Origin of the sequence: Enterobacter cloacae complex sp. 2022EL-00981 (assembly GCF_028737495.1) — a bacterium.
GTDB lineage: Bacteria > Pseudomonadota > Gammaproteobacteria > Enterobacterales > Enterobacteriaceae > Enterobacter > Enterobacter cloacae.
Genome location: NZ_JAQZRK010000041.1, coordinates 22,687 through 38,740, shown reverse-complemented (window position 1 = coordinate 38,740; position 16,054 = coordinate 22,687). Strand labels below are relative to the sequence as shown.

The following is a 16,054-nucleotide window of genomic DNA, read 5'->3' as shown; positions in this document are numbered from 1 at the left end:
GTGGAGAAGGGGCAGTCCACTGCAGGGATCTACAATACAGGCTCGTGGCCTAAGGCCGGGTACGGCATGGGGACTGCCTGACAGAAAGAACTGGCCGGTTCTTTCTGTACGGGAGGATAATACAAGGTCGGGTAAGGCGAAGCCGCCACCCGACGTTACAGATGATAACCCGACAGCCGCAGCTCCCGGTCAATCCACTCAACGAACTGCTGGATCTTCCACGCGCGTTCATGCATATGCGGCATTACCAGATGATGTGCGTTAATGGCGATCCCCATCTCATCCGGCAGTACCTGCACCAGTGAGCCATCTTTCAGGTGGTCTGTCGCCATCATTTTGCTCTCAAGGATAAATCCCAGCCCCATACGCGCCGCTTCAAAGCTCATATAGGAGCGGTCAAAGCTGAGGCTGAAGTTGAGCCAGGGCCTGTCGATATTGTGCCAGGCAAACCATTTTTCCCAGTTCACCAGAGTACTGGTGGACGAGATGAGTGACTGTTGCAGCAGATCGGTGGGTGTGCTGATGGGGTGTTTTTGCGCATACTCCGGCGAGGCCAGCACCACCAGCGTGTCGTTTTTAATGGTCATCACCCGGTAAGCATCCCAGTCCGGGATACCGTGGCGGATATCAATATCAATATTATCTCTGGCGAATTGCAGATTCTCATAGGAGCAGGTGAGATTGATGGTGATATCGGGATATTCGGCGCGAAACTTACCCAGGCGGCGCAACAGCCATGACAACCCGAAGGTGGGCGAGGAGTGCACCCGAAGCACGGCGTTATCTTTCTCTTTGACGATCTGATCGGTGGCGCGTCCGATGGCGCTCATCGCCGCCGAGACCTCCCGCAGATATTTTTCACCCGTTGGGGTGAGCTGAACCCCTTTGCCGCTGCGGATGAATAATTTCTTGCCCATCCACGACTCCAGCGACGCGATCTGATGGCTGACCGCGGAGGGGGTGACGTTGAGCTGTTCGGCCGCCTGATGGATGCTCAATGCGTTAGCGACGGCGATGAATGCCTGCAAATTTCTGAGCGAGGGCAGTGATAACGTCTGGCGATCCTGCGCGGACATAGCCTACTCCTGTCATGTTTATTGATAAAAAACATAACATTGAGACGACATGCGGGCAATTTTATCCCGATGTTATTTTTTTGAGCTGTATCGCGAATCAAATTTATCTCAGCAATAAATGAGGTTTATTGAATGGTGTTTCATTCATGAGCCGATATATTGACCTTGAACGTAAAAATAAAACGACTCACGTTGTTCGAATAATGAGGTAAGTTATGTCTCGTATAGAACATGCTGTCCCCTACATAAACACTAAAAAAACCAATTACCGTTTCGTTGTGCTGGCATTAATTTTTATTGTGTATGCCATTAACTATGCTGACCGAACAAATATTGGTGCAGTACTGCCCTTTATCATTGATGAGTTTCATATTAATAATTTCGAAGCCGGTGCCATCGCCAGTATGTTCTTTTTGGGATACGCATTGAGCCAAATTCCAGCGGGCTTTTTTATCGCCAAAAAGGGTATTCGCGGCATGGTGGCGCTGTCGATATTCGGCTTCTCGGCGTTTACCTGGCTGATGGGCACGGCGACCTCAGTTCTGGGTCTGAAGTTTATTCGTCTGGGGCTGGGGTTAACGGAGGGGCCGTGTCCTGTCGGGCTGGCCTCCACCATCAATAACTGGTTTCCCCCCAGGGAGAAGGCCACCGCCACCGGCGTCTACATCGCGGCCACCATGTTCGCGCCGATCCTCGTGCCGCCGCTGGCGGTGTGGATCGCCATGACGTGGGGCTGGCGTTGGGTCTTCTTCTCCTTCGCGATCCCCGGTCTGGTCATTGCCGTTCTGTGGTATCTGCTGGTGCGCACCAGACCATCAGAGAGCGCATTCGTCTCTAAAGCCGAACTGGAGACCATTACTGTGGGTCAGGAGACGCCGGATGCCAGACGGGAAAACATCGTGATTTCACCGGGCTTTGCGCGCCTTGACCGCCTGATTCGCGTGCGGGACTTAGCCCCGGTGAGCACGGTAAAAGGGCTGTTTACCTCAAAGAATATCCTCGGCGATTGTCTGGCCTATTTCATGATGGTCAGCGTGCTGTATGGCCTGTTGACGTGGATCCCGCTCTATCTGGTGAAAGAGAAAGGCTTTACGTTTATGAGCATGGGGCTGGTCGCCAGCATGCCGTGCATCGGCGGCTTTATCGGGGCGATTTTTGGCGGTTACGTATCCGACAAACTGCTCGGCCGTCGGCGTAAGCCGACCATGATGTTTACCGCCATCAGCACCGTTTTAATGATGGTCATTATGCTGAATATTCCGCAAAGCACCGTTGCGGTTTGCGTCGGGCTATTTTTTGTGGGCCTCTGTCTGAATATCGGCTGGCCTGCTTTTACGGCCTACGGCATGGCCGTCGCGGACGGTAAAACCTATCCGATTGCCGCGTCTATTATCAATAGCGGCGGTAATCTCGGCGGATTTGTTTCCCCGATGCTGGCAGGTTATCTGCTGGATAAAACAGGCAGCTTTAATTCTGTGTTTATTTATTTCGGTATTTGCGCGGCCATTGGCTTAATTATGATTATGCTGCTGGAAGAGCCGAAATAAGCAATTAAATCCCTCTTGTCAGAATGGAGTAAATATATGCTATTGAAAGATAAAGTCGCCGTCATTACCGGCGCGGCTTCCGTACGCGGTTTGGGTTTCGCCACGGCTAAATTATATGCTGAGCAGGGCGCGAAGGTGGTGATTATTGATTTAGATGCCGAAGCCAGCCGGGCAGCGGCGGCGAATCTGGGCGACGAACATCTGGGTCTTGCGGCGAACGTCAGCAATGAATTACAGGTTAACGCCGCCATTGAGCAGGTGCTGGGCAAATACGGGCGCATCGATATTCTGGTGAATAACGCCGGCATTACCCAGCCCATCAGGCTGATGGATATTAAGCGCGAAAATTACGATGCGGTGCTGGACGTGAGCCTGCGCGGCACGCTGCTGATGTCCCAGGCGGTGATCCCCACCATGCGCGCGCAGAAGTCAGGCAGCATTGTCTGCATTTCATCGGTATCAGCACAGCGCGGCGGCGGTATTTTTGGCGGCCCCCACTATAGCGCAGCTAAAGCAGGTGTGCTGGGCCTGGCGAAAGCGATGGCCCGCGAGCTGGGTCCGGATAACGTACGCGTAAACTGCATTACACCCGGCCTTATCCAGACGGACATCACCGCAGGCAAGCTCAGCGATGAGATGAAAACCGCCATCCTGGCGGGCATTCCGCTTAACCGCCTCGGCGACGCGCAGGATATTGCCCGCGCCGCGCTGTTCCTTGGCAGCGACCTTTCGTCTTACTCCACCGGTATCACGCTCGACGTGAACGGCGGCATGCTGATCCATTAAGGAGACTCGACGATGACGGATACCACAGTTCAACAGGTTGCCGCGGCGGCATGGCGTATTCGCCGCTATGCGCTGCGCATGGGCGAAGTGCAGGGGCAGGGCTACATCGGGCAGGCGCTGGGCTATGCCGACGTACTGGCCACCGCGTTTACCCACGGTATGAACCTCAAGCCGGACGAGCCGGAGTGGGAAGGTCGTGACCGTTTTCTGCTTTCTCACGGTCATTACGCCATTGCCTGTTATGCCGCCCTGATTGAAGCCGGGATCATTCCTGAAGAGGAGCTGGAGACCTACGGCTCGGACGACAGCCGCCTGCCAATGTCCGGTATGGCAACTTACACGCCGGGCATGGAGATCTCCGGTGGTTCGCTGGGACAGGGGTTAAGTATTGGGGTCGGCATGGCGCTGGGGCTGAAGCACAAGCAGAGCGCGGCATGGGTCGTTAACTCCATGTCGGACGGTGAGCTTGACGAAGGATCAACCTGGGAAGCGGCTATGTCTGCAGCGCACCATGGCCTGTCGAACCTGATCGTGCTGGTGGACATTAACCGCCAGCAGGCAGACGGCAATTCGCACAAGATCCTTGGCTTTGAGCCGCTGGAAGATAAATGGACCTCGTTCGGCTGGTATGTGCAGCGCGTAAATGGCAACGATGTCCCTGCGCTGGTGGCGGCGTTTGATAACGCCAGACGCTATCCGGAAAACCAGCCACGCGTCATTTTGTGCGACACGCTGATGGGCAAAGGTGTGCCTTTCCTCGAACAACGTGACAAGAACCATTTTATTCGCGTGGATGCTGACGAGTGGCAAAAGGCACTCGCCGTGCTGGATGCCAACAAACCTGAAGGAGTGCTGTAATGAGCCAGATAACGGAGAAAAAACCGCGTTTAACCACGTCGGCCATGATTGCCTCTATTGCGGAAGACGGCCAGGAGACGCGCTCTGCACCGTTCGGCCATGCGCTGGTGAAGCTGGCGGAACAGCGCCCGGAAGTTGTCGGTATGACGGCGGATTTGTCGAAATATACCGATCTGCATATCTTTGCCCAGGCGTATCCGGAACGTTTCTTCCAGATGGGAATGGCGGAGCAACTCTTGATGGGCGCGGCCGGGGGAATGGCAAAAGAGGGGTTTATTCCCTTCGCCACGACATATGCGGTCTTTGCCACCCGTCGTGCCTACGATTTTATTCATCAGGTTATCGCCGAAGAGCATCTCAACGTGAAGATATGCGCTGCACTGCCGGGGTTAACCACGGGCTACGGTCCGAGCCACCAGGCGACGGAAGATATTGCGATTATGCGCGGTATTCCGGGGATGACCATCATCGATCCCTGCGACGCGATAGACACCGAACAGGCTGTACCGGCGATCGCGGCGCACAATGGGCCGGTGTATATGCGACTGCTGCGCGGCAAGGTGCCGGTGGTGCTGGACCAGTACAATTACCAGTTTACGCTGGGCAAAGCCGCGCTGCTGGAAGAGGGGAGCGACGTTCTGATCATCGCCTCAGGGCTAATGACCATGCGCGCGCTGGAGGCAGCAAAGCAGCTGCGTAAGGATAACGTCAGCGTGGCGGTACTGCACTCGCCCACCATTAAACCGCTGGATGAGGAGACCATTCTGGCGCAGGCCGCGAAGCCGGGACGGCTGGTTATTGTGGCGGAAAACCACAGCAGCGTTGGCGGGCTGTGTGAGGCCGTCGCGTCGCTGTTAATGCGCAACCGCGTGAACGTGGATTTCGATACCGTCGCACTGCCGGATGCTTTCCTGGATGCGGGTGCGCTGCCAACCCTGCACGACCGCTACGGGATCTCAACCACCGCTATGGTGGAGAAAATCCGACGCAGGCTCTGATCGTGACGGGGCGAGCGTTCCTCGCCCCTTTCCTGCTTCAGTAACCCACCTTATACACCCGCCCGGTCTGCACCCCTTCCACGCTGCGGCGATAGGCTTGCGCCACGGTGGCGGCCGGCACGCTTTCAAAGCCCGGGAAGAAGCCGTCGTACGTTTCGACCGATTCGGTGAGGACCGTAGGGCTTATCAGGTTGATGCGGATCCCGCGCGGCAGCTCGCAGGCGGCAGCGCGAACAAACCCTTCCAGCGCGGCATTCACCGTGGTGGCATTGACGCCCTGCGCGATGGGCTCGTGCGCCACAATCCCGCTAATCAGGGTAATGGAGCCGCCATCGTTCAGGTAGTGCTGGCCGGTCAGCGCCAGGCGCACCTGTCCGAGCAATTTATCCTGTAACCCCTGATTGAAATCGCTGTCCTTCATGGTGGCGAGGGGGCCAAAGTACAACCCGCCGCTGGCGGAGACAATCGCATCCACCGGGCCAACCTTTTCAAACAGCGCCTGCACGCTCGCCTGTGACGTAATATCCACCTGCTCATCGCCCTGCGTACGGCCCACGCGGATCACTTCGTGGCGACGAGTGAGCGCCTCCGTTACTGCACGACCGACCGTACCGCTGGCACCAATAATGATGATTTTCATAGCCGACTCCTCATGTTGTGAGCCTTGATTCTTTAATAAATTAAAAGTCGGATAAACTGGGCTAAAGTTAGAAGATTGCTAACCAGAGGTTTGTAATATGGATAAGCTTCGCGGCATGGAAACCTTTATCGCCGTGGTGGAAAGCGGCAGCTTCACCGGTGCGGCGTCCCGGCTGGATATGTCGTCGGTGATGGTGGGGAAGTACATTGCGCTGCTGGAATCACAGTTTGGCACCCGTCTGCTTGAGCGCAATACGCGGCGTCAAAGCCTGACCGACGCCGGACGGGTCTATTATGACGAGGCGAAGCGGGTGCTGGAGCAGGTGTCGATTGCCGAAAACGCGGTGGAACGCCTGCGTGCCGCGCCGGCCGGCACCCTGCGCGTGACGGCACCTACGTCGTTTGGCGGCTGCGTTATCGCGCCGCTAACCGCCACCTTTTTGCAGCGCTACCCGGCAGTGCGTATCGAACTGGATCTCACTAACCGGATGGTGGATCTGGTGGAAGAGGGGGTCGATCTGGCCATTCGCATTGGTGATATTCGCAATGACGATCTGGTGGCGAAATACCTGTGCCCTTACAACATGGTGATCTGCGCGTCGCCGGATTATCTGGCGCGCCACGGTACGCCGCAAACGCCTGCCGATCTGGTGGACCATCTCTGCCTTTCCCACACGGTATGGACCGCGCGTAACGAATGGCGGTTGCCTGGTGTGGAGGGCGAAGTGCGCTGGAAGCGCGATGCCATTTTACGATGCAACGACGGCTACGGCTTACGCATGGCGGCGCGCGCCGGGGCAGGGCTGCTTCTGCAGCCGGAGGTGCTGGTGGCGGAAGAGCTGGCAAGCGGCAGGCTGGTTCGGGTTCTGGAGCCGTTTACACCCGCGCCGAGGCCGGTGCATTTACTGTGGCGTCAGGATTTACGTCCCCTCCCGAAGCTAACGGAATTTATTGCTCATATTCTGCTAAGATTGGGCACAATATAAAAAAGAAGGTAATCAAAGAATGTCTGCAAACAAACTCGCCAGCAGCGCGCAGGGCCTGCAATCTTCCGCCATCCGTGAATTATTAAAACATAGCAAAATGGCAGGCGTCATTTCGCTGGGTGGGGGTATTCCTAACCCGGCTTTGTTCGATCACGAAGGCCTGAAAATCGCCGCTGATGCCGTACTGTCGCAGCATTTTGGTGAAGCCTTCCAGTATGGTCTGACCGAGGGTGTGCCGGGACTGCGGGAAGAGATTCAGCGCATCTGCGAAGGGCGCGGGATCCGCTGCAAAGCGGATGATGTGGTCGTGACCTCCGGTTCACAACAATCCCTCGACGTGCTGGCGCGCGCGTTAATTAATCCGGGCGATACCGTCGTCGTCGAACGCCCAACCTATCTTGCCGCGCTGCAGGTCTTTGGTCTGGCGCAGGCGAATTTCGAATCCGTTGGCACCGATGGCGACGGCATGAAAGTGGATGAACTCGAAGCCCTGGTGGCAAATAAACCCATCAAAGCGGTTTATATTGTGCCGACATTTGGTAACCCGGGTGGCGTTACGCTGTCTGAGGCGCGCCGTAAACAGCTGGTGGAACTCTCGAAGCGCTATGACTTTGTGATTATCGAAGACGATCCGTACAGTGAAATCAATTACACCGACGAAGTTTTCCGCCCGTTAATTGCCCATGCCAAAGATATCGGCAACGAAGAGAACGTGGTGTATACCTCAACCTTCTCTAAAATTCTCGCGCCGGGCACCCGTGTGGGCTGGGTGCTGGTGCCGGAGTGGCTGAAGCGTGCGGTGGTGAACCTGAAGCAAACCACCGATCTGCACACCAGTACGCTGTCGCAGCTGATGACTTACGAATACCTGAAAACCGGGCGTCTGGCCGGGCAGATCAAAATGATCCGCGAAGCCTATCGTCAGAAGTACCAGACGTTCGCCAACGAACTGGAAGCCGAGCTGGGCGATGTGATGTCGTTCCACAAGCCGAAGGGCGGCATGTTCCTGTGGGCGAATATGAAAAATGGTAGTAATACCACGCGCTGGCTGGAAAAGACGTTAAGTAACGGCGTAGTATTTGTGCCGGGCGAATTTTTCTACTGCAATGAGCCAGACCATTCGACGCTGCGTATGTCGTTTGTCACGCCAACGGATGAAGAGCTGAAAGAGGCGGTTCGTCGCCTGAAAAAATCGCTGTAAAAGACCTGCGCATAATGGCGCTCCTGCCGTTATGCGCAATACGCGTTTTGTTGAGGTGTATAACCTTACCTCATCGCGCCCGCCACAGTGACGTTACTCTGTCGCATGGGCCAGCGTGCGATCTGAAGCATCGCCGCTGAGGGCCCGCGTGACTTCATGGATCCGCCAGATTTTCCCTTCACGCAGCGCGGCAAACAGGTAAACCTCGATCTCTGCCTGACGACCGCCAGGGTACGTGACCGTCACGATATGTCGGTCAGCCAGAAGTTCGTCATGACAGGCTATCTCCGCCACGGTAAAGGCGATCGTGCGAGTCTGCGAGCTGACGTGGCTCAGGTGCTGGATAAATCCCCGGTAATCAAGCGTGTGACCGTCCGTAACCTGCTGGTAATCGGGCGTAAAGACCTCTGCCGGATCGATATCGCCGTTGAATAAGCGGGTTAACAGGCACGCCATCTTTTCGCGCTGTGCGGCGTTGTCGGTATCGGCTATCAGGGATGTGATTATGCTCATTAGGGGCTCCTTATGTGGTTTAGTCGCCATTATCCTTGACAGCAGAAGACGCAGTTTCTGTAATATGCCGATGAATAACGATTTTCGGTCAAAATGATATGGTCAGTACTGAGACACTCCTTCATCCTGGCGGGTACCGAACCCCCTGGCACAGCCATCGCGCTGGCCAGCTGTGGCGCATTGCAACGGGTCTGCTGGTGATTGAGTCGCAGCGGGGGCGCTCGGTCGTACCGGCAAAACACATCGGCTGGATCCCGCCAGGTAATCAGCACGCCGCCTTTTCTGAAAGCGCGATAGAAGGCAGCGCCATCTATCTTGACCCCGCCTGCTGTTCAAGGCTTCCCGATGTGCCCGCCCTGTTCGAGCCCGACGATCTTACCCATGCACTGTTTTCCCGCTTAAGCGTTGCTGAAAGCGAGTACGATCCGCGAAAGCTCACCCTGCTGCTGGATGAGCTTGCCGTGGCACCCCAGGTGCACTTTTCTCTGCCCGTGCCGACGGATCCGCGTCTGAAGAACGTGGTCAGGCATCTGCTGCAGTTTGTCGATGATAATCAGACGGTTGAGAGCCATGCCCGCCAGGCGGGGATGAGCGTGCGTACGTTCAACCGTCGGTTTCGTGCCCAGACCGGAATGAACTTCGTTAACTGGCGGCAACTGGCGCGGGTAATGCAGGCAATGGAGTGGTTGGCCGCGGGGAAGCCGGTGGGGTGGATTGCGCTGTCCTGCGGCTACAGCAGCGTCAGCGCATTCATTGAGGTCTTCAGCGCGTGGACCGGTAAAACGCCGGGGCAGTGGGCGCTTAAAGAAGCCCCTTTTGGGCGAAGGTAATGCGCGTGGCGTCGTTGAGATCCCGCTCTTTTAACGATTCCGGATTAACCCAGGCGATATCCTGAAATTCGGCATTAAACGTGACTTCCCGGTTGGCGCATGATTTCTTCCTGAAAAAGTATTAAGTAGGTAAATGCTGTGCCGAATCAGGCAACATCCGGTTGGCCACCTTTACGCTTCGCTATGACTTCCGCAACGGTTTTTATACGGCTTAGCTCCTCTTGCGTTCTGGCGTTTGATTGTGCTTCCCAGATATCGACGTTCAGTTGTAAGTTCAACCAAAATTCAATAGTGGTATCAAAGGCTTTTGCCAATTTTATCGCCATATCGGCGGTAAGCTTGCGATTGTTATTTACCAGCGCGCTGACGGTATTGCGGTGTACATTTAGCATCTCCGCCAGATCGCTGATTTTCAGATTGAGCGGTTCAAGATACTCATATTGCAACACGTCGCCCGGCGTGGTGGGTTTGCGGAGTGCCTGTTGAAGTATCATAGGTGGTGCCTCACTTGTGTTGCGTGTACTTGTGTGGAGAGAGATAGAGATCGTCTGCTTTTCCCTCTGCCCAGCGAAATACAAGCCTGTATTGTCTGTTTACCCGGATTGAGGAATATCCCTTCAGCGGCGGATTCAATGCTTCAAACATATTGCCCGGTGGTGAACGCAAATCCCGATGCGAGATGGCTGCATTGATGAGGTCGAGCTTTCTTGCAAGAACGGTTTCCAGATTTGAAGGAATAACATTGCTCGATCTCCCGTAAAGAAAAAAATCCTCAAGCCATTGATCCCGAAAATGATTAATCATAATGCTGGTAAGCTCCAGTCCATGAAGCTGAGTGGATAATAATGCACCCCCGCACAGTGCGCAAGTGCAGTTCTGTCTGCTGTTATGTTACTAGGGGAATGGCTGAAGGGAAGTAGGATGCATGACTAAAGGTTAATTCTCCGAGGTGGATTCCACTTCTGGCGTATGGCTCTATGCCCGGCGGCGCTGCGCTTGCACGAGCCTACGGGCATGTAGGCCGGGTAAGGCGTAGCCGCCACCCGGCAATCCGGGCTCAACCCAGCAACGCGATTCCAGCCTCTGTCCTCAGCCAGCGCGGGGCTTTTAGCTGGTCGGCAAAATATCCAGTGAGTTCAAAGAGCAAATCCCCCATCACGCGTGCGGATCCGGGCGTGAGCGCGTCAGTCATCAACAGTTGGGTAATTTCCTCGCAGTAGCGGCAGAGCTGGTCGGATTCGGTGTTGAATACAGGCTCACGTTCGGGAAACCGATCGACGGTGAGACGTTCCTGTAAGTGCTCAGGGATAGGCTCCAGCAGCATTGGGCGGAGCAGGGCAAAAGTCGAGGCAAGACGACCGCAGAGGGCTATTTTTCTCGCGGGATTGGTCTCTTCCACCAGCGCTTCGCAATAGCGTTGGCAATTGTCGGCAAGATCGATGAAGTCGGTGTTGCAGTCGAAAGGGGTCGTGAAAAGTGCGTTACTGGTGGTCATGATTTTTCTCCAATCAGGTAATTAACCCGGCCGCGGAAATGCCAATTTCCGGGTGGCAGGTCTGAACGGAGTTGGCATTACCGGCTTGGAGTGTACCGGCGCGTCTTGCGACGCCCCCGCCCAGCCCACCATTGGAATGTAGCCAGACGTGCGGCGTAACAAGGACTTACGCCGTCTCCAATCATAACCGGGATGCCAATCCCGACGCCAGATTTTGCTGGCGTGGGAGGAACATACGCCCGGTTAACCATAAAAAGAAGAGGGTTATCCAGGAGAAATCCAATCCTGCGAGGCGGCTTCAGGAAATGATGTAAGGCGTTTCATCACCGCTCCCTCAGCGCTTCTTTCGCCCGGTTAAACGGCTTAATCATATAATCCAGCACCGTTTTCTCTCCGGTTTTAATATCCACCGTCGCAATCATCCCCGGCACAATTGAGAAGTGCCTGCCTGCTTTATTCACCAGGTAATCCTGGCTGGTGCGGATAAACACCCGGTAATAGAACACTTCCGGCTTGGCTTCGTCCTGGATGGTGTCCGGTGAAATCGTCTCTACCACCCCGTGCAGCCCGCCGTAAATGGCGTAGTCGTAGGCGGTGATTTTGACCAGCGCTTCCTGGTTCGGGTGGATAAAGGCGATATCGCGCGGCGAGAGGCGGGTTTCGATCAGCAGGTGATCGTCCACCGGCACGATCTCCATCAGCTCGCCGTTGGGCGGGATCACGCCGCCGATGGTGGTGACCTTGATGTTTTTCACGATCCCGCGCACCGGCGATTTCACCGTCAGGCGCGTGACGGAATCCTGACGGCCTTTCAGGATCGCCGAGACCATATCCACCTCCGCGTTGGCTTTGGAGAGCGCCTCGCGCGCCTGAACGTAATACTGCGAGCGCACGTCGGTGAGCTTCAGCTCCAGGTCACTTTTCTGCCGCTGCAGGCGCAGCACCTCTACGTGGCTGGCGGCCCCGGTTTTGACCAGCCGCTGGGTGATCGCCAGCTCCTTATTGGCGAGATCGAGCGCGGCGCGCAGCTCCCGCTGGGTATCCTCAAGTTGCGCGCGGCGGGAGTTGTAGAGCCGCGTTTCGTCGGCAATTAGCTCCGGCCATTCCTTCAGCGAAGGGGGGAATTTTAGCGGCAGATCGTTCACCTCGGCATACAGGCGCGCGCTGGAGGCCAGCGAGGCGCGATAGCGTGCCGCGCTTTCGCCGACGTTTGATTCTGAACGCGTGGGATCAAGGCGCGCCAGCACCTGTCCGGCCTGCACCTGATCGCCTTCATGAACGTTCAGCTCAGTGAGGATCCCCCCGTCCAGCGACTGTAAAACCTGCTCGCGCGAGCTGGGGATCACTTTGCCGGTACCGGTTGAGACCTCATCCAGCACGCCAAACCAGGCCCAGATCCCGAGGACGATAAACAGCAGCAGAGAGAGGATCACGATTCGTCGCGCGCCGGTGTAGCCGCTTTCAGAACCGAGCGCATTATCCAGATCGTCCATTGCCGCGGCATCACGCTGACTGATTTTCATTTTTCCACTCCCTTGCGACGGCTGCCTGCTGTTGTTGCATGCGGCTGTTGTTCAGCGCCTGCGCTTTCGGGGCATCCATCACCAGCATGCCCTCCTTGAGCACCACCACCCGCTCGACCAGTTCCAGCACCGGCACGCGATGGGTGGCGACGATCAGCGTGCGGTGGCCGAGCCAGGCGCTCAGACGCTGGATAAATTCCCGTTCGGTATGCTCATCCAGCGAGGCGGTGGGTTCGTCCATCAGGACGATATTCGGGTCGCGCAGCAGCATACGCGCCAGCAAAATAGACTGCCGCTGGCCGCCGGAGAGCCCCACGCCGTTCTCCATGATCGGATAGTCCAGCCCCTTCGGCAGCTTCTGCACAAAGCTCGCCGCGCCGGTTAACTCCAGTGCGGCGAAAATCTCGTCGTCGGTGGCGCGCGGCATGCCGAGGGTGATGTTTTCCCGCAGGGTGCCGTAAAACAGCCGTGCGTTCTGGGTCATAAAGCCGACGTTGCGCCGGACATCGGCGACGTCGAGGTGCGGCAGGCTGAGGTTGTCGAGCCGCAGCTCGCCGCCCGCCAGATCCATCCCGCCTGCCATCGCCTGCAGCAGGGTTGATTTGCCCGCGCCGTTACGCCCGAGGATCGCCACTTTCTCACCGGGCTTGATCTCCAGACGGTTGATGCGCAGCGCCATGCGCGGATCCTCCGGGTGATAGCGAAACTGCGCCTGCTCGAACAGGTAGTGACCGCGCAGCACATCCTGGCGGATCGGCGTCTCCTCGCGCTGGTTCTCGGTAGGTAACTGCATAATGCTGTCCAGCCCCTCTTTTGCCGCTTTCACCTGCTGCCAGCGGGCCAGCACGCCGCACAGCGTCGCCATGGGGGCGATCATGCGCGAGGCCAGCATCGAGGCGGCGACCACCGAACCGGTGGTCAGCGTGCCGTCGATCACCATCGGTGCGCCAACCACGATCACGGCGGCGTAAACCAGACTCTGGATGGTCATCCCCCAGCTGATCAGGTTCTGTGTCAGCTCGCGGGTGCGCAGGCCAGATTCCGCGGTGATCTGGATATAGCTGTTCCACTGCTGCAAAAAGCGGTTTTCCGCCTGCATCAGCTTGATGTCTTCCAGCCCCTGCACGCTCTCCACCAGCACCGCGTTGCGCAGGGTCGATTCATGGGCGGATTGTTTCGCCAGCTCCGCCAGCTTCTTCTGCAGCAGCAGGCCGGGCAGAACCATGATCACCGCCGCCACCGGGGCGATCCACGCCAGCTGCGGGGCGATAATCGCCAGCACCACCACAAACAGTAAGAAGAAGGGCAGATCGACAATCGTCGAGATGGTGGAGGAGGTGACCATCTCGCGGATCTGCTCCAGCTCGCGCAGCTGGGAGATAAAGCTGCCGGTAGAGCGTGGGATCGCGCTGTTGCGCAGCCGCAGGGCGTGACCGAACACGCGATCCGAAACGCGCAGATCCGAGCGTTTACCCAGCAGATCCATAATGTGCCCGCGCGCCACGCGCAACACGAAGCCAAACAGGGTGGCGATAAGCACCCCGATGGTCAATACATACAGCGTCGGGTAGGACTGGGCGGGGATCACCCGGTCGTACACCTGCATGGAAAAGACAATCCCGGAGAGCGACAGCACGTTGATAAACAGCGCGGCGAGCATCACCCAGCTGTAGGGGCGCAGGTCGCGCATCACCAGCCGGTAGAGCCAGTCCGGGCGGTATTTTGAGATATAGGCGTCCACCCGGCTGTCCTTCAGCGCTGCCAGCGGACGCAGGGCAATAACGTGGCGGATGGCGGGCAGCATCGCCGTCATCGACAAACGGTTGGTGTAGGTCTGGTCGTCAAAGAAGCTGACCTCCAGCGTATCGTCGCCGTCGAAATGTTCGATCACGCCAACCCTGCCGTCGTTTAGCGCCACCACCACCGGCAGACGCCAGCTGTTGATCGACTGCTGGCTGGCGGTAAGCAGCTGAAACGACAGCCCCGCCTCGCGGGCGAGCTGGGTGAGGGCGGGCACCATCGGTTTGCCTTTCAGCCACGGTGCGCCTGCCAGCAGCGCGCCGGGAGAGCAGGCGACGCGGTAGCGCGTGGCAATAAAGCCAAAGGCCTGCGCCCACTGGGCCAGGGCGTCATCCGTCATGGGCTCAGCTTGCGGCATATCACGCTCTTTCATGGCTGGATCTCCACGGTCTGGATGGTGCGGTTATCAAGATCGAACGCATGGCGCAGCTGCCCGGTGTTGTAGAGGCAGTTGAGCTGCAGCTGATGCAGCTGGCCAAGAGTCTGTTGCTGGGTAAAACGCGCCTGGTAGACCTCCTGCTCGGCGTTGAGCACATCGAGCAGCGGGCGTGAGCCAAGGTCAAGATACTGCTGCTGATACAGCTCGCGGGTGCGGGCGCTGAGCGCCTCCTGACGACCCTGGATCTGCAGGGTGCTGAGCAGGCTCATCACCTGACTGCGCGCCTCAAGCAGCTTCTGGCGAACCTCAAGGCGGGTGCGCTGAATGGTGGATTGCGCCGCTTCCACGGCGTGTCCGGCTGCATTACGCCGGGTGGTGAGACCGCCGCCCTGATAGAGCGGCATTTGCACTTTCACCCACGCGGAGTATTGCGTGCGATCCCGCGTTTCGTTACCCGCATAGCGGTCGTTGAGGTAGTGACGCACTTCCGGCTCCAGCGAGACGGTCGGGGTCATCTGGGCGTTGGCGTAGTCAAGGTTGGCCTGTGCGACGTTCGCCTGCGCCCAGGCCGCTAACACCGCTGGCACCAGACGATCGTCCGGTTCGGCGATATCACAGCTGCGGGCCAGCTTTTGCGGAAAATCGTTGCCCACCTCGTTGAGGGTGTTCCAGCCGAGAAAACTCATCAGCGTAGCGCGGGCGCTGTCGAGGCTGGCCTGGTACTGCATGAGCTGGGCGCGGGCCCCTTCGATACGGGCATCGGTCTGCACCACGTCAGAGAGCGAGGTGGCCCCTTCGTCGTTACGCAGTCGGGTCAGCTTGCCAATCGAGGAGAGGGCGTCGAGCTGCTCTTTGGCGGTGTCGACCATCTGCTGCCAGGTTTGCACTTCCACCATGGCGATGGCGGTATCGTGGGCGATGGTGTCGATACTCACCAGCACGTTTGCCTGCTGCTGGGCAACCCCGGCGTTTTCGGCACGCACCTGGCTTGCCACCTTGCCAAAGTCGTACAGCATCTGGGAGAGGGAGAGCACCAGCGATGGCGTGAAGCCGTTATCATCGCCGTCATGGGTATAGCCGTTGTCCATTCCGGCGTTAATCTGCGGGTAGTATTTCGATTTGGCGACGTCCACCTCTTCACTCTGTTGGTAGAGTTTTCCTACCGCTTCACTGATGGCCGGGTGCCAGGTGACGGCGCGGTTGACGGCGTCGCAAAGCTGCAGCGTGCCGGGGGCGGCGTTGCCCGCCACAGGCGCCACGCGGCCATTCAGGGAGGGGAGTTCCTGCGTTTCGCGAAGTTGTCCGGTATTAATCATCGCCGCCGGATTAGCGGAGAGTGCGGGCACAGATATCAGGCAGCACGAGAGCCACCAGTAAGGCATCATCTTTCCCATGTCATGTCCCTAATAAAAAATAAGTACAG

16 protein-coding genes are annotated in these 16,054 nt (G+C 57.4%); 7 read left to right on the top strand and 9 right to left on the bottom strand.

What is annotated here, in order from left to right; translation table 11 throughout:
- Positions 1-155: 155 nt before the first annotated feature.
- Positions 156-1,076, bottom strand: a complete 921-nt coding sequence (locus tag PUZ33_RS23110; RefSeq protein ID WP_013098402.1) for a LysR substrate-binding domain-containing protein — start codon at positions 1,074-1,076, stop codon at positions 156-158.
- 215 nt (positions 1,077-1,291) lie between these two features.
- On the opposite strand from PUZ33_RS23110, the gene PUZ33_RS23105 reads away from it, so the two are divergent.
- The 4 genes from PUZ33_RS23105 to PUZ33_RS23090 are packed head-to-tail and all read left to right on the top strand — an operon-like array spanning position 1,292 to position 5,265.
- Positions 1,292-2,623, top strand: a complete 1,332-nt coding sequence (locus PUZ33_RS23105; protein ID WP_058681200.1) for an MFS transporter — start codon at positions 1,292-1,294, stop codon at positions 2,621-2,623.
- A 36-nt stretch (positions 2,624-2,659) separates the two neighbouring features.
- Complete coding sequence (locus PUZ33_RS23100) at positions 2,660-3,409, top strand: SDR family NAD(P)-dependent oxidoreductase (protein WP_058681201.1); 750 nt, start codon at positions 2,660-2,662, stop codon at positions 3,407-3,409.
- A gap of 12 nt (positions 3,410-3,421) precedes the next feature.
- The gene (locus PUZ33_RS23095) at positions 3,422-4,267 is read left to right on the top strand and encodes a transketolase (protein ID WP_013098399.1); all 846 of its coding nucleotides are present in this window, start codon (positions 3,422-3,424) and stop codon (positions 4,265-4,267) included.
- Entirely contained in the window at positions 4,267-5,265 is a 999-nt protein-coding gene (locus PUZ33_RS23090; RefSeq protein WP_013098398.1) for a transketolase family protein, read from the top strand. The genes PUZ33_RS23095 and PUZ33_RS23090 overlap by 1 nt, the downstream gene beginning before the upstream one ends.
- 37 nt (positions 5,266-5,302) lie before the next feature.
- Here the strand turns inward: PUZ33_RS23090 and PUZ33_RS23085 are convergent, their stop codons facing one another.
- Positions 5,303-5,905: a short chain dehydrogenase gene (locus PUZ33_RS23085; RefSeq protein WP_058681202.1), complete on the bottom strand. Its 603-nt coding sequence runs from the start codon at positions 5,903-5,905 to the stop codon at positions 5,303-5,305.
- 97 nt (positions 5,906-6,002) lie between these two features.
- Between PUZ33_RS23085 and PUZ33_RS23080 the strand changes: the two genes are divergently transcribed.
- Both PUZ33_RS23080 and PUZ33_RS23075 read left to right on the top strand, forming a co-directional pair.
- Complete coding sequence (locus PUZ33_RS23080) at positions 6,003-6,890, top strand: LysR family transcriptional regulator (protein ID WP_058681203.1); 888 nt, start codon at positions 6,003-6,005, stop codon at positions 6,888-6,890.
- Positions 6,891-6,909: 19 nt separating this feature from the next.
- Positions 6,910-8,091, top strand: coding sequence for an aminotransferase-like domain-containing protein (locus tag PUZ33_RS23075; RefSeq protein ID WP_038420464.1), 1,182 nt, complete (start codon positions 6,910-6,912; stop codon positions 8,089-8,091).
- 93 nt (positions 8,092-8,184) lie between these two features.
- Here PUZ33_RS23075 and PUZ33_RS23070 read toward each other — a convergent pair whose 3' ends face one another.
- A complete protein-coding gene (locus PUZ33_RS23070) occupies positions 8,185-8,604 on the bottom strand; it encodes a nuclear transport factor 2 family protein (protein ID WP_020690742.1) in 420 nt (139 codons plus the stop codon).
- A 98-nt stretch (positions 8,605-8,702) separates the two neighbouring features.
- On the opposite strand from PUZ33_RS23070, the gene PUZ33_RS23065 reads away from it, so the two are divergent.
- Positions 8,703-9,434, top strand: a complete 732-nt coding sequence (locus PUZ33_RS23065) for a helix-turn-helix domain-containing protein (protein ID WP_058681204.1) — start codon at positions 8,703-8,705, stop codon at positions 9,432-9,434.
- A gap of 146 nt (positions 9,435-9,580) precedes the next feature.
- Here PUZ33_RS23065 and PUZ33_RS23055 read toward each other — a convergent pair whose 3' ends face one another.
- From PUZ33_RS23055 to PUZ33_RS23030, 6 genes are all read right to left on the bottom strand, one after another.
- A complete protein-coding gene (locus tag PUZ33_RS23055) occupies positions 9,581-9,928 on the bottom strand; it encodes a HigA family addiction module antitoxin (RefSeq protein WP_058681205.1) in 348 nt (115 codons plus the stop codon).
- A 10-nt stretch (positions 9,929-9,938) separates the two neighbouring features.
- Positions 9,939-10,238: a type II toxin-antitoxin system RelE/ParE family toxin gene (locus tag PUZ33_RS23050; protein WP_014832979.1), complete on the bottom strand. Its 300-nt coding sequence runs from the start codon at positions 10,236-10,238 to the stop codon at positions 9,939-9,941.
- A gap of 253 nt (positions 10,239-10,491) precedes the next feature.
- A complete protein-coding gene (locus tag PUZ33_RS23045; protein ID WP_072203667.1) occupies positions 10,492-10,929 on the bottom strand; it encodes a hypothetical protein in 438 nt (145 codons plus the stop codon).
- Between the two features lie 323 nt (positions 10,930-11,252).
- Entirely contained in the window at positions 11,253-12,422 is a 1,170-nt protein-coding gene (locus tag PUZ33_RS23040; RefSeq protein ID WP_086528237.1) for an HlyD family efflux transporter periplasmic adaptor subunit, read from the bottom strand.
- A gap of 10 nt (positions 12,423-12,432) precedes the next feature.
- On the bottom strand, positions 12,433-14,625 hold the full coding sequence (locus PUZ33_RS23035) for a type I secretion system permease/ATPase (RefSeq protein WP_058681207.1): 2,193 nt from the start codon (positions 14,623-14,625) through the stop codon (positions 12,433-12,435).
- Positions 14,622-16,025 carry a TolC family outer membrane protein gene (locus tag PUZ33_RS23030; protein WP_252107868.1) on the bottom strand — a complete coding sequence of 468 codons (1,404 nt, stop codon included), beginning with the start codon at positions 16,023-16,025 and terminating at the stop codon, positions 14,622-14,624. The genes PUZ33_RS23035 and PUZ33_RS23030 overlap by 4 nt, the downstream gene beginning before the upstream one ends.
- Between the last annotated feature and the right edge of the window lie 29 nt (positions 16,026-16,054).